The 18,115-nt window shown below is 64.6% G+C and carries 19 protein-coding genes; 6 read left to right on the top strand and 13 right to left on the bottom strand.

From position 1 onward, the window contains the following. Window positions 1–17: 17 nt before the first annotated feature. Window positions 18–569: a glutathione peroxidase gene (locus ACSZPK_RS19945; RefSeq protein ID WP_437883275.1), complete on the top strand. Its 552-nt coding sequence runs from the start codon at window positions 18–20 to the stop codon at window positions 567–569. A gap of 34 nt (window positions 570–603) precedes the next feature. Here ACSZPK_RS19945 and tal read toward each other — a convergent pair whose 3' ends face one another. The 9 genes from tal to cobG all read right to left on the bottom strand — a co-directional run bounded on the left by tal (window position 604) and on the right by cobG (window position 8,596). Continuing rightward, window positions 604–1,530 (bottom strand): transaldolase, encoded by a 927-nt coding sequence (tal, locus tag ACSZPK_RS19940; protein WP_437883274.1) that lies wholly within the window; start codon window positions 1,528–1,530, stop codon window positions 604–606. A gap of 58 nt (window positions 1,531–1,588) precedes the next feature. Beyond that, window positions 1,589–2,587: a tRNA dihydrouridine(20/20a) synthase DusA gene (gene dusA / locus ACSZPK_RS19935; RefSeq protein WP_437883273.1), complete on the bottom strand. Its 999-nt coding sequence runs from the start codon at window positions 2,585–2,587 to the stop codon at window positions 1,589–1,591. Between the two features lie 214 nt (window positions 2,588–2,801). Next, window positions 2,802–3,305: a metal-dependent hydrolase gene (locus ACSZPK_RS19930; RefSeq protein ID WP_437883272.1), complete on the bottom strand. Its 504-nt coding sequence runs from the start codon at window positions 3,303–3,305 to the stop codon at window positions 2,802–2,804. A 161-nt stretch (window positions 3,306–3,466) separates the two neighbouring features. Continuing rightward, a complete protein-coding gene (locus tag ACSZPK_RS19925) occupies window positions 3,467–3,760 on the bottom strand; it encodes a BrnA antitoxin family protein (RefSeq protein WP_437883271.1) in 294 nt (97 codons plus the stop codon). Between the two features lie 4 nt (window positions 3,761–3,764). Then, window positions 3,765–4,043 carry a BrnT family toxin gene (locus ACSZPK_RS19920; protein ID WP_437883270.1) on the bottom strand — a complete coding sequence of 93 codons (279 nt, stop codon included), beginning with the start codon at window positions 4,041–4,043 and terminating at the stop codon, window positions 3,765–3,767. Window positions 4,044–4,139: 96 nt separating this feature from the next. Beyond that, entirely contained in the window at window positions 4,140–5,801 is a 1,662-nt protein-coding gene (gene cobJ, locus ACSZPK_RS19915) for a precorrin-3B C(17)-methyltransferase (protein ID WP_437883269.1), read from the bottom strand. 7 nt (window positions 5,802–5,808) lie between these two features. Next, a complete protein-coding gene (locus tag ACSZPK_RS19910) occupies window positions 5,809–6,561 on the bottom strand; it encodes a precorrin-2 C(20)-methyltransferase (RefSeq protein ID WP_437883268.1) in 753 nt (250 codons plus the stop codon). After that, window positions 6,558–7,184 carry a precorrin-8X methylmutase gene (locus ACSZPK_RS19905; protein ID WP_437883267.1) on the bottom strand — a complete coding sequence of 209 codons (627 nt, stop codon included), beginning with the start codon at window positions 7,182–7,184 and terminating at the stop codon, window positions 6,558–6,560. Before ACSZPK_RS19905 ends, ACSZPK_RS19910 begins: the two co-directional genes overlap by 4 nt. 104 nt (window positions 7,185–7,288) lie before the next feature. Further along, a complete protein-coding gene (gene cobG / locus ACSZPK_RS19900) occupies window positions 7,289–8,596 on the bottom strand; it encodes a precorrin-3B synthase (RefSeq protein ID WP_437883266.1) in 1,308 nt (435 codons plus the stop codon). 102 nt (window positions 8,597–8,698) lie between these two features. Here cobG and cbiE point away from each other — a divergent pair, with 102 nt between their 5' ends. From cbiE to ACSZPK_RS19885, 3 genes are all read left to right on the top strand, one after another. After that, entirely contained in the window at window positions 8,699–9,901 is a 1,203-nt protein-coding gene (gene cbiE / locus ACSZPK_RS19895; protein WP_437883265.1) for a precorrin-6y C5,15-methyltransferase (decarboxylating) subunit CbiE, read from the top strand. Then, entirely contained in the window at window positions 9,898–10,653 is a 756-nt protein-coding gene (locus ACSZPK_RS19890) for a cobalt-precorrin-6A reductase (RefSeq protein WP_437883264.1), read from the top strand. The genes cbiE and ACSZPK_RS19890 overlap by 4 nt, the downstream gene beginning before the upstream one ends. 113 nt (window positions 10,654–10,766) lie before the next feature. Next, window positions 10,767–11,465, top strand: a complete 699-nt coding sequence (locus tag ACSZPK_RS19885) for a (2Fe-2S) ferredoxin domain-containing protein (RefSeq protein ID WP_437883263.1) — start codon at window positions 10,767–10,769, stop codon at window positions 11,463–11,465. 9 nt (window positions 11,466–11,474) lie between these two features. Here ACSZPK_RS19885 and ACSZPK_RS19880 read toward each other — a convergent pair whose 3' ends face one another. Genes ACSZPK_RS19880 through ACSZPK_RS19870 form a run of 3 tightly spaced genes read right to left on the bottom strand, consistent with a single transcriptional unit; the run spans window position 11,475 to window position 13,730 of the window. Continuing rightward, the gene (locus ACSZPK_RS19880; protein WP_437883262.1) at window positions 11,475–11,768 is read right to left on the bottom strand and encodes a YcgL domain-containing protein; all 294 of its coding nucleotides are present in this window, start codon (window positions 11,766–11,768) and stop codon (window positions 11,475–11,477) included. A gap of 1 nt (window position 11,769) precedes the next feature. Next, on the bottom strand, window positions 11,770–12,888 hold the full coding sequence (gene rnd / locus ACSZPK_RS19875; RefSeq protein ID WP_437883261.1) for a ribonuclease D: 1,119 nt from the start codon (window positions 12,886–12,888) through the stop codon (window positions 11,770–11,772). Window positions 12,889–12,932: 44 nt separating this feature from the next. Next, window positions 12,933–13,730, bottom strand: coding sequence for a lysophospholipid acyltransferase family protein (locus ACSZPK_RS19870; RefSeq protein ID WP_437883260.1), 798 nt, complete (start codon window positions 13,728–13,730; stop codon window positions 12,933–12,935). 107 nt (window positions 13,731–13,837) lie between these two features. Here ACSZPK_RS19870 and ACSZPK_RS19865 point away from each other — a divergent pair, with 107 nt between their 5' ends. Then, entirely contained in the window at window positions 13,838–14,692 is an 855-nt protein-coding gene (locus ACSZPK_RS19865; RefSeq protein ID WP_437883259.1) for a sulfurtransferase, read from the top strand. 72 nt (window positions 14,693–14,764) lie between these two features. On the opposite strand, the gene ACSZPK_RS19860 is transcribed toward ACSZPK_RS19865, so the two are convergent. Then, complete coding sequence (locus ACSZPK_RS19860) at window positions 14,765–15,511, bottom strand: AraC family transcriptional regulator (RefSeq protein ID WP_437883258.1); 747 nt, start codon at window positions 15,509–15,511, stop codon at window positions 14,765–14,767. Between the two features lie 212 nt (window positions 15,512–15,723). Between ACSZPK_RS19860 and lon the strand changes: the two genes are divergently transcribed. Continuing rightward, on the top strand, window positions 15,724–18,111 hold the full coding sequence (gene lon / locus ACSZPK_RS19855; protein WP_437883257.1) for an endopeptidase La: 2,388 nt from the start codon (window positions 15,724–15,726) through the stop codon (window positions 18,109–18,111). Window positions 18,112–18,115 lie beyond the last annotated feature (4 nt).

The raw sequence follows: 18,115 nt of genomic DNA, 5'->3' as shown, positions 1-18,115 counted from the left end.
ACAGCGAGGACAGTGCCATGACTCTACGAATGCTCGCAGGCCTGCTACTGGGCGGCCTGACGATGAATGCCCTGGCGGACTGCCCGGCGCTGCTGCAGAGCGATCTGCAACAACTGCGCTCCAGGGACCGCATCGATCTCTGCGAACGCTTCGCCGGCAAGCCGCTGCTGGTGGTCAACACCGCCAGCCACTGCGGCTTCGCTCCGCAGTTCAAGGGACTGGAGGCGCTGTACCAACGCTTCAAGGGCCAGGACCTGCAAGTGCTCGGCGTCCCCTCCGACGACTTCAAGCAGGAGGCTGATGATTCCGCCGAGACGGCCAAGGTCTGCTACGTCAATTACGGCGTGACCTTCACCATGAGCGAGCCGCAGGCCGTCCGTGGCGACGATGCCATCCCGCTGTTCAGGGAACTGGCGAAGCAGACCAGCGCACCGCGCTGGAACTTCTACAAATATGTGGTCGACCGCAACGGCAAGGTCATCGCCAGTTTCTCCAGCATGACCAAGCCGGACGACGAAAGCCTGGTCAAAGCGGTCGAGCAGGCAATCGCTAGCACAACCGCTCAGTAAGACCTGGCGCCGCAACAAACGGCGCCGTCGTCCATCAGGCCTTGCTGGCCAGCAGCACTTCCAGCTTTTCCTGGTCGCGGGCGAACAGGCGGATGCCTTCGGCCAGCTTCTCGGTGGCCATGGCGTCTTCGTTGTGCGCCCAGCGGAATGCCGCCTCGTCCAACTGCACTCGCGCCTCGCCACTGGCATCGGCCTGCAACAGGCGCGGCAGGTCGCCCTGCTCGTCTGCCAGCTTCTGCAACAGGTCGGGGCTGATGGTCAGGCGATCGCAGCCTGCCAGTTGCTCGATCTGCCCAAGGTTACGAAAGCTCGCCCCCATAACCACGGTCTGATAGCCATTGGCCTTGTAGTACTGGTAGATGCGTGCGACGGAACGCACGCCCGGATCGTCGGCACCGATGTAGTCGCGGCCTTCGGCCTTCTTGTACCAGTCGTAGATGCGGCCGACGAAAGGCGAGATCAGGAACACCCCGGCATCGGCACAGGCCGCGGCCTGGGCGAAAGAGAACAGCAGCGTCAGGTTGGTCTGGATGCCGGCCTTTTCCAGCTTCTCGGCTGCGCGAATGCCTTCCCAGGTCGAGGCGATCTTGATCAGAACCCGCTCACGACCAATGCCAGCCTGCTCGTACAGGCCGATGATCCGTTCGGCACGGCTCAGGGTCGCCTGGGTATCGAACGACAGGCGCGCATCCACTTCCGTGGAAATCCGACCGGGAATGACCTTGAGAATCTCCTGACCGACGGACACACCGAAACGGTCACTGGCCAGGCCCAGATCGCCCGACGCACCGCGCACGGCCTCGCTCAACAACCCGGCGTAACGGGGCAGCGAGGCGGCCTTGAGCAGCAGCGACGGATTGGTGGTGGCATCGACGGGCTTCAGGCGGCTGATGGCATCGAGATCGCCGGTGTCGGCGACGACAGTGGTGTATTGCTTGAGCTGTTCGAGCTTGGAGGTCATGGATAACGCTCTTGTCAGTGCGATTTGCACCTGACCTTACCCGAGAGCCGACGAGGGCTCAACGCCCGGCAAGCAACTCGATGGCGCGATCCAGAACGGCCAGAGGCTCATCCGCCTTGTGCACGTCGACCGACAGCAGTTGGCGAAAACGTCGCGCCCCAGGGAACCCCTGGGCCAGGCCCAGCACATGACGGGTGACATGGTGCAGCATGCCGCCCTCGGCGATGTGTCGCTCGATATAAGGCCGCAGTTGCAGCAGCGCATCGGTGCGGCTGACCGGCTCATCGCCACTGCCGAACAACGCGGCATCGACCTGCGCCAGCAGATAGGGATTGTGGTACGCCTCACGCCCGAGCATCACGCCATCGAAGGTCCGTAGGTGCGCCTGGCACTCTTCCAGCGTCTTGATCCCGCCGTTGAGGATGATTTCCAGATCGGGAAAGTCAGCTTTCAGCCGTGCGGCGATGTCATAGCGCAGTGGCGGTATCTCGCGATTCTCCTTGGGCGAAAGGCCTTCGAGAATGGCGATCCGCGCATGCACGGTGAAACTGCGACAACCCGCTTCGCGCAGCGTACCGACGAAATCGCACAATTGTTCGTAGCTGTCGCGGCCGTTGATACCGATGCGATGCTTCACCGTCACCTGGATCGACACCGCATCCTGCATCGCTTTCACGCACTCGGCGACCAACCGAGGATGACCCATCAGGCAGGCGCCGATCATGTTGTTCTGCACCCGGTCGCTCGGGCAACCGACGTTCAGGTTGACCTCGTCGTAGCCCCATGCCTGGGCGAACTGCGCGCAGGTGGCCAGATCGGTCGGATTGGAGCCACCCAATTGCAAGGCCAGCGGGTGCTCGCACGCGTCATGCCGCAGAAAACGCTCGCGATCGCCATGCAGCAGCGCGCCGGTGGTAACCATCTCGGTATATAGCAGCGCATGACGCGAAAGCTGGCGCAGGAAGTAGCGGCAGTGGCGGTCAGTCCAATCCATCATCGGCGCCACGCTGAAACGGCGGGAGAAGACTGGAGAATTGGCGAGCGTTTCTGGATGCATGGCAGGGATCGACCGGGCGGAAAGCGGCGCGGAGTTTATCAGGAATGCCTCAGAACCACAGACTCATCCGACGCAACAGCCTCACGACGCAATCGTCGTATTGCCGGACCAGCGCCAGCAGGTCGGCGATACCTGGATCGATAACGCAACAAGGCAGTGATCCACACGAATGAGGGCGGTCGGTGGTTGAAGGGCAACGTCAGCAGTGGGGGTCTCACGCTTGAATACTACGCCGCCGCCAATACAGCCACACGCTCCAGCTGCAAATAACGATCTCGACGGCGAACGACCAGTGCAACAAGAAATTCAACCACCACGGCTGATAACGTGCCGGCACAGTGAACAGTGCATAAGGCTGGTCGACAAAGGGGGCGAACCACCAGATATCCCCCACCAGCGTATCCAACAGCAGATGAAGCAGTGCCGCCAGGCAAAACATCAAGGCCAGTCGCCCATGCCGAGACGACTTGTCCAGGTACGTGAATAGTCCGGCAAGCGCAGTCAGCCCCAGCCACAGGATTGGCCAATGCGTGACGTAATGATGGTGGTGGGTCTGGCGGTTATCGACCAGATAGAAATAGAGCATGTCGATATCGGGCGCCAAGGCGCCGAGAATACCGGCGGTAACGACGCTACGCGTAGAGAGCAAACGGCACTTGAACGCCTTCGATACATATGCCGAAAGAATGTAGCCGGAGGATGCGTGAGCGATGAACATCTATCTACATTTCGCGTGAGTGAATTACGGTTAGCTCAGCAATGAGAAGCTGCCATTAAAGGAGCATCGCGCCCCCGGATACGGCACGGGGCTTGTCTTTCAAATTGAAAGGCATCACTCCGGCGCGACGCTCGCCCCTTGCGATTAAGACGCAGTCCAGCCTATGGGCCCTGCACCTGATACTTCCCCTGCGCTTCCTGCATCTGCACCAACCGCTTGAGCTGCGTCTGCACGCCTTTCAACTCCCTGGCCAGCTTCTCGAACCTGTCGTCTTCGACCAGGGCTTCGCGCAGCAGGCCATTGATCAAGGTCTGGTAGCCGATGCCCTTCGAGTCTGCTTCGTTGCGAGCGGCTTCAAGGACCGCGTCGTCCAGCATGATGGTGATTCGGGTCTTGCCTTTGCTGGGCGCCACTGCGCCACGTTTTGCCTGGCTGAAATCATATTCGTCGTTCATTCGATCACCCGTTCTGGTACTGGTCGGTTTCTCGGCGAGTCGCATGCCTGGCAGAAATCAACCTGATGACGTTGGGCTCCCGATAGGTATAAACGACAACGAGAAGCCTGCCTGTTCCGTCTCGCCCAAGGACTCTGAAGCGCTGTTCAGGATGGTCAGGGTCTTCGACTCTGAGTGCCATGTCGTCGTAGAGCACATGCTCGGCCTCGGCCAGGCGCACACCGTGCTTGCGCCTGTTTTCCACTGCCTTCCGTGGGTCGAACTCGATCTGGAATGCGTCCATTATGCATATCCTGTATGTATAGAATAGTCAGCGCCTGACAAACGGCGAATATTTGACAACCTTGTCCTATTTGCCTGAAGCCTCGCTCAGGGTGATTCAGCCTTCGTCCTGCGGATACCACCTTGGCGTATAGACCCACTCGCCCCCATCGGCACGCGGAAAGCGCCGGGTGGTGCTGGAACCGATGATCACCAGGGTGCGCATGTCGACCCGCTCGGGCGTCAGCTCGCCCAGGCAGAGCACGCTCAGGCGCTCCGCCGGGCGGCCGATGTCGCGGCCGAGGACTACCACCGTTTCCGGCGAACGATGCTGGCGAACGATGTCCAGGGCGCGGCCGAGCTGCCAGGGGCGGGCCTTGGAGATCGGGTTGTAGAAGGCCATGGCGAAATCCGCCGCACCGGCGTGGTCGAGGCGTTTCTCGATCATGCTCCAGGGCTTGAGGTTGTCCGACAGGGAAATCAGGCAGAAGTCATGCCCCAACGGCGCGCCCGCCTTGGCCGCGGTGGCCAGGGCGGCGGATACGCCGGGTAGTACCTCAAGCTCGACGCGGTGCCAGGCTTCTGGCGTGCCCTCGGCCTCCAGCGCTTCCAGCACGGCAGCGGCCATGGCGAACACGCCAGGGTCGCCCGAAGAGATCACCACCACGCGCCGACCACTGGCAGCGAGTTCGAAGGCATGGCGAGCACGCTGCAACTCCTCGCGGTTATCGCTGCAATGGCGTACTTGATCGTCACGGAACGGGCCGGCCATGGTCACGTAGGTTTCGTAGCCGAGCAGGTCTTGCGCCTCATCCAGCGCCCTGCGCACGGCGGGGATCATGCAATCCGCCGCACCGGGACCTAGGCCGACCACACTGAGGCGGCCACGCGGGCGGCCGATGCCACGGGCAGCCTCGGGCGAATCGGCCTGCAGCAGGCGCACCGATCCCGCGTCGAAACGTACGTCCGGCAACACCTGGCCATCAGCGACGAAACGCAACGGCACGGACAACGAGGCGGCGCACAACCGCAGCCGCTCATCCGCCATCAGCGACTGCGGGGCGATGACCGCCGCCAGTGCCTGCCGCGCCAGCCCCGCCGCCTCGAGCGACCGAACGATCCGCTCGGCCAGTTCCTCGCTTGCCTCATCGACCCTGGCCAGCAGCACCTGTGGGTGGATCAGCAGCGACTCACGGTCATCCGCCAGGCGCTCGACGCTGACCCGAACCTGACGCCGCGCATCGGCGGCCAAAGGCAGGCTCGCCTGTTCCAGCCAGGGCGCAGCGCCTTCTATGCGCAGAGCTTCGCCCCCCAGCAAGTCGGAGACGAAACGCTTGCCCTGCTCCAGGTCGGCCAGCACGTAGCCGCTCGGTGGATCGAGCAGGCAGGTGCCGAAGCGCAACTCGCCACTGGTGGTGATGGCCGGCGCCACGGCGAAGACCTGGGCGATCTCGCGGGCCATGCGATTGACCCCGCCAAGCCCGCCGAGCAACGGCACCACCGCGCTGCCATCCTCGGCCACCGCCAGCACGGGTGGTTCGCCCCCCTTGCTGCTCAGCAGCGACGCCAGGCTGCGAATGACGATGCCGGCGGCGCACAGGGCGATGATCGGCGTGCCGGCGCGATACAGGCTGCGCAGGGTTTCGCCGAACTCGTCATAGGCCTGATCGGCCTCGACCCGCTCGCGCAGGCCATGCACCACGGAAGACGGATACAGCGCCTGGATACGCCGTGCGCTGGCCAGCGCCGAGGCGCCGAGGATAACGATTGCGGGACTCATGAAAACCTCAGCCGCGCCACTTGATGCCGGGCACGACGATCATCGAGAAATACGGCGAGGCCATCGGCTCGACCTCGTCCAGCGGCACGATGCGCTGGTTGCTCATGGTCGCGCGCTCGACATAGTGGGCACGCTCGGCCAGGCCCAGTTCGCCCAGTACGCGGCGCACCTTGTCGAAGTTGCGGCCGAGCTTCATCACCACCGCGGCTTCGGCATCGCGCAAGCGTTCGCGCAATTCATCCTCGGACAGTACGCCGGACAGCACCGACAGGCTCTGGTTGCGGTACACCAGCGGTACGCCAAGCACGGCCGCACTGCCGAGCATCGAGCAGACGCCGGGGATCACCTCGGCCTGGTAACGCCCGGCCAGGCGATCATGCAGGTACATATAGGAGCCATAGAAGAACGGATCACCCTCGCAGATCACCGCCACGTCGCGGCCGGCGTCCAGGTGCTCGGCGATCCGCACCGCGCAGGTGTCGTAGAAATCGCTGATCACGCCTTCGTAGGTCAGCGGCGGCGCCAGCTTCTCGGTGGTCACCGGATACACCAGCGGCAGGCGCTGCTGGGCGTTGCTCAGGTGCTGCTCGATGATGCCGAAGGCATTGCCGCCCTGCCCCACGTTCGCCTTGGCCTTGGCCACGAAGTAGCCGACCACCGGCGCCGCCTGCAGCAAGCGCAGGGCCTTGAGGGTGATCAGCTCCGGATCGCCCGGCCCGACGCCGAGCCCGAGCAGGCGACCTTTACCAGCGCTCATCACTCGACCTCCGTGGCCAGGGCATTGACCGCTGCCGCGGCCATGGCACTGCCTCCCCGGCGGCCACGCACGATCACGTAGGGCACGCCACGGCTGTCGACGGCCAGCATGTCCTTGGATTCGGCGGCACCGATGAAGCCCACCGGCATACCGAGGATCAGCGCCGGTTTCGGCGCGCCCGCATCGATCATTTCCAGCAGATAGAACAAGGCGGTCGGTGCGTTGCCGATCACCACCACGCTGCCTTCGAGGTGCTCGCGCCAATGCTCCAGCGCCGCCGCCGAACGGGTATTGCCGATCTCACGGGCCAACTCGGGCACGCCGACATCGTGCAAGGTGCAGATCACCGGGTTGTTGGCCGGCAGGCGCGCACGGGTGATGCCTTCGGCGACCATGCGCGCATCGCAGAGAATCGCCGCCCCCTTGGCCAGGGCCTGGCGACCGGCCGCGCCCGCGCCCGGCGAGAAACGGATGTCCTGCACCACGTCGACCATGCCGCAGGCATGGATCAGGCGCACCGCGAGCTTTTCCAGGTCGGCGGGGATCGCCGACAGGTCGGCCTCGGCACGGATGGTGGCGAAAGACTGCCGGTAGATTTCCTGGCCGTCGCGGATGTAATCGATCATGCGTTTTTTCCTGAAAGCCTGTTCACGAGCTAGAGCAAAACGGTGGCGAAAGTGCCCGGGGAAGCGGAGTTTACCTGCTGCAAATGAGCATTCCGAGGGTGCTTTCAACTCCGTTTGGCCGATGCGGCGAACCAGGCACCGGCCTCCTCGATACTGAGTGAAGGCGCCAGCAGGCGGCCGAAGCCACTCGCCTCGCTGTCGCGTTGATAGAGCCGATAGGAATCTTCGGCCTGGGCCAGCAAGGTGAACGGCGCGACATGCGCCGCCGAGCAGGAACGCGCGCAACCGCACAGGTGCACGCCTGGCGCTTTGCCGCTGTTCTGCAGAGCCACTGCGAGGCGACGGGCATCGCCCTTGGTGTCGGCCAGGCCCTTGGCGCAGGCGCTGGAGCCGGTGCAGGCGATCAGTTGCGCGAGCGGTTCGCTGGCGTCGACCAGCAAGCCGAGCGCGACCAGGGCCTGGCGCAATTCGGCGAGCCGGGCATCGCCGACGTTCGGCAACAGCACGCCTTGCCAGGGCGTCAGACGCAGGCTGCCATCGCCATGCCGCTCGGCCAGGTCAGCCAGCCCCTGCAACTGAATCGCATCGATCCGCCCCAGCCTGGCGCCCACCAGCAACATGTTCATTCCCGCCTGATGCTGGGCATGGACACCGAGCGGAACGCCCGCCTCGCTGCGCGGCGAAACCGCCGGGCTGGCAGGATGCAGCTCGAACGGCAAGCGAGCCCGCAAGGCGTCGATGAACGCTTGCGGGCTGAGAGTCGCCAGCAACTGGCGCATGCGCGCGTGTTGCGATCCCGCCAGTTCAAGGAACAGCTCGAGCACCGCGGCGACCAGTGTCACCGCCTGCTCGGCAGCGACGGCGGCCAGCGGCGCATCCTGCGGGCAACCGGCAAGGCCGAAGGCCAAGCGCTCGCCCGGCACCGCCCGCAACCACAGGTCATGGGCGTGCTCACGCATGGCCAGGGCCTCGCCGCCGTCCAGTTGCAGGGCGAACTTCGGCGACAGCGCGTGGAACGCCGGCGTGTCTTCGAGCAAGGCCAGCAGACTGGCCGCCAGTGGCCGGATGTCGAGCAAGGCCTGCGCGTCGAGACCGGCAGCCGGGCTGAGCAGCACATTGCGCACATCATCGGCGGCGGCGTTGCGCGGCCCCAGGCCGGCCGCCAGCAACCTGTCGATCAGCGCCCGCTGGCGGTCGTCACGTACGCCGCGAATCTGCAGGTTGCTACGATTGGTCAACTCCAGCACACCGCTGGCATGGGCTTGCGCCGCTCCGGCGATCGCCCGCGCCTGGGCGCTGCTCAGCACGCCGCCAGCCAGTTTGACCCGACAGATACCACCGTCCAGCGCGGGGACGATACGCAGCAGGCCAGGACAAGCAGAGGGGCGGATGGAAGTCAGGCTATCTGACACGGTAGGGTCCGGGCGGCCAGCGAAGACGCTATTATGCCCGCTTTGCCCGGCCTGGCGCCAAGCCTGCTCGTCGCCGGGCCAGGCCTGTAGAGAGGAACGCCGATGGCACAGTGGTTGACGATAGTGGGGATCGGCGAAGACGGCTATTCGGGGATGGGCAAGCTCGCTCGCCGGGCGTTGCTCGACGCTCGCCTGATCGTCGCCGCGCCGCGCCAGCTCGACCTGCTGCCACCCTGCATCCGCGCCCCGCGTGAGGCGTGGCCTTCGCCCTTCAGCCTGGAGCCGGTTCTGGCCCGGCGCGGCACGCCGGTGTGCGTGCTCGCCAGCGGCGACCCGATGCTGTTCGGTGTCGGCGCCAGCCTGGCGCGGCAGGTGGCCAGCGATGAACTGCGCGTGCTGCCGGCCCCCTCCTCCTATTCCCTCGCCGCCGCGCGCATGGGCTGGCCGCTGCAGGAGGTGACGCTACTCTCGGTCGTCGCCCGGCCGCTGGCCGCCCTCAACGCCCACATTCACCCTGGCCGACGCCTGCTGATCCTGAGCAATGACGGCCACAGCCCGGCCGCCATCGCCGCCCTGCTGCGCACGCGCGGCTTCGGCTGCAGCCGCCTCAGCGTACTGGAGCATCTTGGCGGCCCCCAGGAACGACAGGTCGAAGGCCTGGCGCAAAACTGGGCCTTGAACGAAGCGGCAGCCCTCAATCTGGTCGCCGTGCAATGCGTCCCCGACAATGATGCCATTCGTTTACCACTGACCTGTGGCTTGCCCGACAATGCCTTCAACCATGATGGCCAACTGACCAAGCGGGACGTGCGTGCGGTGACCCTCGCCCGCCTCGCGCCAAGCCCCGGCGAGCTGCTGTGGGATGTCGGTGCCGGCTGCGGCTCCATCGGTATCGAGTGGATGCGCGCCCATCCAAGCTGCCGCGCCCTCGCCATCGAAGAGGACGCAGGCCGCCGGCAACTGATCCAGCAGAACCGCGACGCCCTTGGCGTACCCGGCCTGCAACTGGTCGCCGGCAGCGCCCCCGAGGCTCTACATGGCCTGGAGGCGCCGGACGCGGTGTTCATCGGTGGCGGCGTCACCATTCCCGGCGTGCTCGAACGCTGCTGGGATGCACTGAAACCCGGCGGGCGCCTGGTCGCCAATGCAGTGACCCTGCAGAGCGAGTCGATGCTGATCAACTGGCGCGAGCGCCATGGCGGCGAACTGACCCGCCTGGTGGTATCCCAGGCCCAGCCACTGGGCGGCTTCGACACCTGGCGCAGCGCCCTGCCGATCACCCTGCTCGAACAACGCAAGCCATGACCCGCCTCCTGCTTCTCGGCGGCGTGGGCGACGCGCTCAAGCTCGCCCGCCAGTTGGGCCCGACGCATATCTACAGCCTCGCCGGGTTGGGCAAGGTCCCGGATGACCTGGACTGCCAGGTTCGTGTCGGCGGTTTCGGCGGCGCCGAGGGCCTGGCGCGCTTCATCGTCGAACAACGCATCGAGTTGCTGCTCGACGTGACGCATCCCTATGCCTCCAGGATCAGCCGCAACGCCGCCCAGGCAGCCAGTCAGTGCGCCATCCCCTGCTGGGCATTGCGCCGTCCCGGTTGGCTGGCTGGAGCGGATGACGATTGGCGCGAGGTGGCCGACTGGGATGGCCTGGCTCATGCCCTTGCCTCGTTCCAGCGGCCGTTCTTCACCCTGGGCCGCGAACCGCTGGCGCACCTCGAAAACATCCCGGCCACGCAGTTCTGGACCATTCGCATGCTCGACGCCCACCCCGGCAACGCACAAGCCCGGGTGATCGGGGATCGCGGGCCGTTCGACCTGGACAAGGAGCGGCAGCTCTTCGCTACGCAACGCTTCGATGTGCTGGTGAGCAAGAACAGCGGCGGCGCGGCCACCGAAGCCAAGCTGCAGGTGGCCCGCGAGCGCGGCCTGCCGGTGCTGATCATGGCCCGCCCTGAGTTGCCGGGGGTGGATAGAACGTTCGCCGACCTCGCCAGCCTGCAACAGGCGCTGGTGACGGCCGGCATATCGCTTCGCGACCTTCCGCCAACACGCGCCTGAATTGCAACCTGCGCCTAGGGTCTGTTGCCGTTTCGGCGCAAGACGCGTTGTCGCGACGAAACGGCAACAGCCCCCTAGGTTAGACTGTCCGGCCTTTCAGCCTTGGAACACCCATGTCCGCGTCCCCTTACACTCGCGTCCTGTTCGTCGGCCCCGACCTGCTGCGTGGGTCCTTCGCCGAACTGTTTCGCCAGCAACTGAGCATGCAGTTCGGCGAACAGGCCCTGGCCGCTATCGTCGACACGACGACCAGCTACGAAGCACTCTGGCAACGGCTAGAAAGCCTGGACGGAACGACCCTGCTGATCGATCTCGACCCGCAGACCAGCAGCCAGCAATTCGACTGGCTGCGCAGCGAACTGCAAGTCCGGGGCAAGCCGGAGTGGCTGTTCGTCGCGCCGGGTGATGCCGCACAGGTCGCCGCCCTGCCCATGTTGATCGCGGACACGAGCAAACACCTGCCCTGCGAGCGGGTCGAAACGCTGCCGACGTCGCATAGCTGGTCGCACATCCCCGTGCATGACTACCGCGTATTGCTGTGCAATGGCCCACGCTGCACACGCCGTGGCGCCCTGCCGTTGTGGAAGGCACTGCGCGAACAACTCAAGGCAGCGGGCAAACTCGAATGCGCGGGAGGCGTGCACATCACCCGCACCCAGTGCCAGTTCCCCTGCGACCAGGGACCGACCCTGAGCGTGTATCCGCCTGGCGCCTGGTATCAGGTACGGGATGAAGCGGACGTGCGCAGGTTGGTGGAGGAACAGTTCATCGGTGGTCGCGCCGTCGACGAACTGCTGATGCGCCCGCTCTAGCGGCGACGTTCAGACAGGATCGTTCATCCGCAGCAGTTCTTCAGGCAGGTGCTCGATGTATTCGTCCTCGGGGGGCGGCATCTGCAAGTGATAGCCCTGGGTTTCCAGGTTCTGCAGCACCTTGCCGATGTCTTCGCGCGCCAGCTTCTTTTCCGGCGTGAGGATCATGTCGAACGCATGCCGAGGCGCGCCGAAGGCCGTCAGCAGGCCCTCTGGCACACGGCCAAGGGCTTCGGCCTTGAGCACGTAGAGATACATGCCTTCCTTGCGCGGGCTTTTGTAAATCGAGCAGATCTTTTTCATGTCATTTTTCCAGGGCCGCGAGCAATGCCTGGCCCATCAGTTCACGGCGCCATCCACGTAGGCTGTCTGGCAGTTGCCAGGGCCCGTCGGGATAACCGGAGCGCAACAGCGCCTCCAGGGGTTTCTTCTTCAGCATCAGTTCCGGGGCGATGTGCAGGCGTTCGCCCTCGCGCTGACCGACGGCACGCAGGGTCTTGAGCAACGCCGCGGCCTCCAGCGGCAATGGCGCCGGCAACGGCTCAGGCCAGGCCTCCGGCGGCAACTGGCCAGCCTCGCGAATGATCGTCAGCAAAGTCTCGCCGTCCTGGCGCACGGTCTTTGGATGCATGTCCTCGATGCGTGCCAGGGCCACGTTGTTATCCGGCTGGAAACGCGCCATCGGCCACAGGCAATGCTCGCGGATCACCCGGTTGCGCGGCTGGTCGCGCGCGCGCGCCTGACGTTCGCGCCAGGCATACAACGCACGCAGCACGGACAATTGCTGGCGCGAAAGCTTCCAGCCCAGCTTGGCTTCGCGGTAGGCCTCGTCCGGGTCCACTTCGCGGCGTTGGTTGATCACCAGTTCGGCGCCATCCTCGAGAACCCAGGCCAGCTTTTCCGCCGCAAGCCTCGGCAGCAGCGCGCAATACAGCTCGGCCAGGTGCTGGGCATCCTCGGCGGCATAGCTGATCTGGGTGTCCGACAGCGGTCGCTGCAGCCAGTCGGAGCGGGTTTCGCCCTTGGGCAACTCGAGGTTCAGCACCTCCTGTACCAAGCGCGAATAACCCATGGAAAAGCCGATGTTCAGGTAACCGGCGGCCAACTGAGTATCGAACAGCGGCAACGGCAGGCTGCCGGTCAGGCGCAGGAATACCTCCAGGTCTTCGCTGCACGCGTGCAGAACCTTGGTCACCCCGGTGTCTTCGAGCAGCGCGGCGAACGGTTTCCAGTCATCGATCCGCAGCGGATCGATCAGATAGGCGGTCTGGCCGTCGCCGACCTGCAGCAGCCCGGCGATCGGATAGAAGGTGTCGACCCGCATGAACTCGGTGTCGAGGGCGACGAATGGCAAGCGCTGCCACTGCGCACAATGACGCGCCAGGCTGGCGTCGTCGGTGATCCACTGAATATCGATGGCCACGCGGCCCTCCTATGACAATGCCGCGCAGTATATACGGGACGCGCTCACACCGCTTCGCTGGGAATCGGCTCGAGCAACGGCGCAAGCTCGTTCTCTTCGCCCAATAGCGCCAGCATGCTCAGGCGGGTATCGGTCATCAGCTCGGCCAGGCGCTCGACGTCATAGGCGCTGCTATCGATAGGCTCGCCCACATGCAACTGCACGGCCTGGCCGGGGTTGAGCTGCCAGGTGCGGGCCGGCTGCAGCCGATGGATACCGCGAAAGGCAATCGGCACGATGATCGCGTTGGTATTGAGCGCCAGGTGAAAGCAGCCCTTCTTGAACGGCAACAATTGCCCATCCTGGGAACGCGTCCCCTCCGGGGCGGCCCAGAGCACGATACCGCTCTCCATCATTTGCCTGGCCCGCTCCAGGTCGCGGCGTGCCTGCGAGGCATTGCGTCGATCGATGGAAGGGAATTCGCCGGCACGAATCGCGGGCCCGAATAGCGGGATGCGGAACAGCTCGCTCTTGGCCAGCATGCGCACCGAGCCAGGAATCGAAACGAAGGTTGCCGGAATGTCGTAATGGCTGGAATGGGTACTGAGCAGCAGATATCGACGACCGTCGTTGAAATCCGGCAATGGCGCGCCGTGGATGCTCAGGCTGACCCTCGGCAGACGCAGCAGTTGCTTCGACCAGCGCCGGGTGTAACTGTCGATATGCTCGCGGCGCAGTTGACGAAAGGTCGCTCTCAGGATGATCAGGGAACAGAAATGAAAGGTCACCAAAGCGGTGCCCAGGATCACGCCGGCGCGCTGGATGACGTTGGCGCCTCGCCCGGCGGGGTGCAGATTGAACATGAAATCTCCTCGATGACACTCGTCGCGCACGGTCGCGTAGAGTGCTTATCCTTTTTTCAAGCCGCTCTTATGATGGCCAAAATTACAGTTTCGATACAGGAGTTCCCATGCCAATCGCCCAATTGCTGACGGCCGAGCAGCTCGGCGGTCGCCTCGACGACCCCGAGCTGATCATCCTCGACTGCCGCTTCGCCCTGGAAGATCCCGAGTACGGCGCACGCAGCCATGCCGCCGGGCATATCCCTGGCGCGCACTTCGCCGACCTGGAAAAACACCTGTCAGGTCCGCTACGCAAAGGTTTCAGCGGGCGCCACCCGCTGCCCTCGGTAGAGGCATTCATCAGCGCCGCGCGCGGGTGGGGAATCAATGATGACTCGACCGTCGTGCTCTACGACGACGGTCCCGGCGCCTTCGCCGCCCGCGCCTGGTGGCTGCTGGCCTGGCTGGGCAAGCGCGACGGCGTATTCCTCCTCGATGGCGGACTGAAGGCCTGGAAGGAAGCCGACCTGCCACTGACAACGGCAACGCCGCAATCGGCACCGGGACAATTCGACGGCAAGCCCGACAACGAGCTGCTGATCAATGCCGAGCAATTGCACCTGCTGCTCGGCGATCCGGACCTGACCCTGCTCGATGCCCGTGCATTGCCGCGCTTTCGCGGCGACGTCGAACCGCTCGACCCGGTCGCCGGCCATATCCCCGGGGCGCAATGCGCGGTATTCACCGACAACCTGGGTCCTGATGGCCGCTTCCTGCCAGCCGGGACACTGCGCCAGCGCTTCGACACGCTGCGCGGCGAACGTCCGCGAGAAGCCCTGGTGGCCTATTGCGGCTCTGGCGTCACCGCCTGCCACAACCTGTTCGCCCTGAGCCTGGCCGGCTACCCATTGACGCCGCTGTACGCCGGCTCATGGAGCGAGTGGATCACCGACGAGCAGCGACCGGTGGCGAAAGGTGACTAGGGGGTGTTGGCAATATTGGAGAATATCCTTGCCAACATTTCGCACAGGCAGCTTCGAGGCAACAGCCCCTGGCTATGCCTTGCGCAAGCGCTTGGGCGTCAACCCAAGATAACGACGCATCGCCGTGGTCAATGCGCTCTGGCTGGAGAAACCACACTCTTCGGCGATGCGCACCAGCGCCAGCGGCGTCTCGCGCAACAGGCGCGAGGCACGGTCGAGGCGTGCCTTGAGCAGGTACTGGTGCGGTGTCAGGCCGATGGCATCCTTGAACTGGGCATGAAAATGGCTCGGGCTGAGGCAGGAAACCTGGGCCAGTTCGACTACGGTGATGCGCCGGGCCAGGTTCTCGGCGATATAGCCGTCCAGGCGTTCCAGGTTGAGGCTGCCGCCGACCGCTACCCGCTCGCCGAACAGGCGCAGGTGCAGCGCACGCAACAACACGCCGCCCAGGGCCCTGGCCAAATGCGGATCGCTGCCATAGCGAGCCAGTTCGGCACCGGCATAGCTCAGCAGGTTCTGGAAATCCGCATCCAGGGTCGGATAGCGCGGCATCTCGAACATCTGCGCCAGCAGGTCCAGGTCCTCGGGCGGCGTGTCCTGCTCGTCGAGGTCGAGGATCAGCATGCGGTTGTCGCCAACCCCGGCGAACTGGTGATCGGCATCGCCCGGCACCAGGCACGCACGCATGCGACAGACCTCGCCACCGCTGCCGCCAACCTCGAACTCGGCCCGCCCGGACAGCGACATCACCAGTTGATGATGATCGTGGGCGTGTTCGTGGCTTTGGGTATCCAGGCACAGCAGGCGGGCATTGAGCATGAGTGGGCACTGATCAGGTTTTGCGCACTCTACTGCAATCGGCATGGGTTGGCAGCCTGCCCGGCAAAAAATTGCCGGGAGCAATTTTTGACGTCGCTCGCGATGGCCCGAAGGGTGGCGGCCAAGGATGGCGAGCCACAAAAAAATCCGAGGATTGAAAAGCGCTCCACGGCATCCCATTAAAAGGAACAGTAATCGAGCCAAGGTGCCCCATGAGCGAAGAAAACTCTGCCGAATTCATCGAAGCGCAGGCCGCAACCAGCCTCGCCCTGCCCGACCAGGCACTGCCGGACAAGCTGTATGTGATCCCGATCCACAATCGTCCGTTCTTCCCGGCGCAGGTGCTGCCGGTGATCGTCGATGAAGAGCATTGGGCAGAAACCCTGGAGCTGGTGGCCAATACCGGGCATCACAGCCTGGCGCTGTTCTACGTCGACCAGCCGGTCAGCGACCCGCGCCACTTCGACACCGAGAGCCTGCCCCAGCACGGCACCCTGGTGCGCGTCCACCACGCCAGCCGCGCCGACGGCAAGCTGCAGTTCGTCGCCCAGGGCCTGACGCGCGTCAAGGTGCGCGGCTGGCTCAAGCGCCATCGCCCACCCTACCTGGCCGAGGTCGATTACCCGAAGAATGCCGAAGACACCCGTGACGAGGTCAAGGCCTACGGCATGGCGCTGATCAACGCGATCAAAGAACTGCTGCCGCTCAACCCGCTGTACAGCGAGGAGTTGAAGAACTACCTGAACCGTTTCAGTCCCAACCAGCCTTCGCCGCTGACCGACTTCGCCGCCGCCCTCACCACGGCCTCGGCCAGGGATCTGCAGGAGGTCCTGGATACCGTGCCGATCCTGCAGCGCATGGAGAAAGTCCTGCCGCTGCTGCGCAAGGAAGTGGAAGTCGCGCGCCTGCAGAACGAGCTGTCCGAAGAGGTCAATCGCAAGATCGGCGAGCACCAGCGCGAATTCTTCCTCAAGGAACAGTTGAAAATCATCCAGCAGGAGCTGGGCATCACCAAGGATGACAAGAGCGCCGACGCCGACGAGTTCCGCGCCCGCCTGCAAGGTCGCACGCTACCGGCCCAGGCGCAGAAGCGTATCGACGAAGAACTGACCAAGCTGGCCATCCTCGAATCCGGCTCGCCGGAATACGCGGTCACCCGCAATTACCTGGACTGGGCCACCAGCGTACCCTGGGGCGTATTGGGCAGCGACAAACTGGACCTCAAGCACGCCCGCCAGGTGCTCGACACCCAGCACGCCGGCCTCGACGACGTGAAGAACCGCATCCTCGAATTCCTCGCCGTGGGCGCCTTCAAAGGCGAGATCGCCGGCTCCATCGTCCTCCTGGTCGGTCCGCCGGGCGTGGGCAAGACCAGCATCGGCAAATCCATCGCCGAGTCCCTGGGGCGGCCGTTCTACCGCTTCAGCGTCGGCGGCATGCGCGACGAGGCGGAGATCAAGGGCCATCGGCGCACCTACATCGGCGCCATGCCTGGCAAGCTGGTGCAGGCGTTGAAGGAAGTCGAGGTGATGAACCCGGTGATCATGCTCGACGAGATCGACAAGATGGGCGCCAGCTACCAGGGCGATCCGGCCTCGGCGCTGCTGGAGACGCTCGACCCGGAGCAGAACGTCGAATTCCTCGATCACTACCTGGACCTGCGCCTGGACCTGTCCAAGGTGCTGTTCGTCTGCACCGCCAACACCCTGGACTCGATCCCCGGCCCGTTGCTCGACCGCATGGAGGTGATTCGTCTCTCCGGCTACATCGCCGAAGAGAAACTGGCCATCGCCAAACGTCACCTGTGGCCGCGCCAGTTGGAGCGCGCCGGGGTGCCGAAGAACCGGCTGTCGATCAACGACGCCGCGCTGCGCCTGGTCATCGAAGGCTATGCCCGCGAGGCGGGCGTGCGGCAGTTGGAGAAGCAGTTGGGCAAGCTGGTGCGCAAGGCCGTGGTCACGTTGCTGGAAACCCCCGACAGCAAGATCAAGATCGGCCCCAAGGACCTGGACGGCTACCTGGGCATGCCGCATTTTCGCACCGAGCGCCTGCTATCCGGCACCGGCATCATCACCGGCCTGGCCTGGACCAGCATGGGCGGCGCGACCTTGCCGATCGAAGCGACACGTATCCATACCCTCAACCGCGGCTTCAAGCTCACCGGCCAGCTTGGCGACGTGATGAAAGAATCGGCGGAGATCGCCTACAGCTACATCAGCTCCAACCTGAAGACCTTCAAGGGCGATCCGACCTTCTTCGACCAGGCCTTCGTCCACCTGCATGTACCGGATGGCGCCACGCCCAAGGATGGTCCCAGCGCCGGCATCACCATGGCCAGCGCCTTGCTTTCCCTGGCGCGCGACCAGGCCCCGAAGAAAGGCGTGGCCATGACCGGCGAGCTGTCGTTGACCGGCCAAGTCATGCCAATCGGCGGGGTACGGGAAAAAGTCATCGCGGCCCGGCGGCAGAAGCTCCATGAGCTGATCCTGCCGGAAGCCAACCGTGGCGATTTCGCCGAACTGCCCGACTACCTCAAGGAAGGCATCACCGTGCATTTCGCCAAGCGCTTCGGCGACGTGGCCAAGGTGCTGTTCGACTGAACTC

The sequence above is a fragment of the Pseudomonas sp. LRF_L74 genome (genome assembly GCF_965644255.1).
Taxonomy (GTDB): domain Bacteria; phylum Pseudomonadota; class Gammaproteobacteria; order Pseudomonadales; family Pseudomonadaceae; genus Aquipseudomonas.
The sequence above is the reverse complement of the archived record's forward strand: the minus strand, read 5'-3'. Positions and strand labels throughout refer to the sequence as shown.

Excerpts from the sequence above, each read along its gene's own strand:
- ACSZPK_RS19870 (WP_437883260.1), bottom strand. The coding sequence starts at position 13,730 with ATGTTCAATCTGCACCCCGCCGGGCGAGGCGCCAACGTCATCCAGCGC.
- ACSZPK_RS19890 (WP_437883264.1), top strand. The coding sequence starts at position 9,898 with ATGACCCGCCTCCTGCTTCTCGGCGGCGTGGGCGACGCGCTCAAGCTC.
- ACSZPK_RS19860 (WP_437883258.1), bottom strand. The coding sequence starts at position 15,511 with ATGCTCAATGCCCGCCTGCTGTGCCTGGATACCCAAAGCCACGAACAC.
- ACSZPK_RS19945 (WP_437883275.1), top strand. The coding sequence starts at position 18 with ATGACTCTACGAATGCTCGCAGGCCTGCTACTGGGCGGCCTGACGATG.
- ACSZPK_RS19885 (WP_437883263.1), top strand. The coding sequence starts at position 10,767 with ATGTCCGCGTCCCCTTACACTCGCGTCCTGTTCGTCGGCCCCGACCTG.
- dusA (WP_437883273.1), bottom strand. The coding sequence starts at position 2,587 with ATGCATCCAGAAACGCTCGCCAATTCTCCAGTCTTCTCCCGCCGTTTC.
- cbiE (WP_437883265.1), top strand. The coding sequence starts at position 8,699 with ATGGCACAGTGGTTGACGATAGTGGGGATCGGCGAAGACGGCTATTCG.
- cobJ (WP_437883269.1), bottom strand. The coding sequence starts at position 5,801 with ATGAGTCCCGCAATCGTTATCCTCGGCGCCTCGGCGCTGGCCAGCGCA.
- ACSZPK_RS19925 (WP_437883271.1), bottom strand. The coding sequence starts at position 3,760 with ATGAACGACGAATATGATTTCAGCCAGGCAAAACGTGGCGCAGTGGCG.
- ACSZPK_RS19865 (WP_437883259.1), top strand. The coding sequence starts at position 13,838 with ATGCCAATCGCCCAATTGCTGACGGCCGAGCAGCTCGGCGGTCGCCTC.
- ACSZPK_RS19930 (WP_437883272.1), bottom strand. The coding sequence starts at position 3,305 with ATGTTCATCGCTCACGCATCCTCCGGCTACATTCTTTCGGCATATGTA.
- tal (WP_437883274.1), bottom strand. The coding sequence starts at position 1,530 with ATGACCTCCAAGCTCGAACAGCTCAAGCAATACACCACTGTCGTCGCC.
- ACSZPK_RS19920 (WP_437883270.1), bottom strand. The coding sequence starts at position 4,043 with ATGGACGCATTCCAGATCGAGTTCGACCCACGGAAGGCAGTGGAAAAC.
- lon (WP_437883257.1), top strand. The coding sequence starts at position 15,724 with ATGAGCGAAGAAAACTCTGCCGAATTCATCGAAGCGCAGGCCGCAACC.
- ACSZPK_RS19905 (WP_437883267.1), bottom strand. The coding sequence starts at position 7,184 with ATGATCGATTACATCCGCGACGGCCAGGAAATCTACCGGCAGTCTTTC.
- ACSZPK_RS19880 (WP_437883262.1), bottom strand. The coding sequence starts at position 11,768 with ATGAAAAAGATCTGCTCGATTTACAAAAGCCCGCGCAAGGAAGGCATG.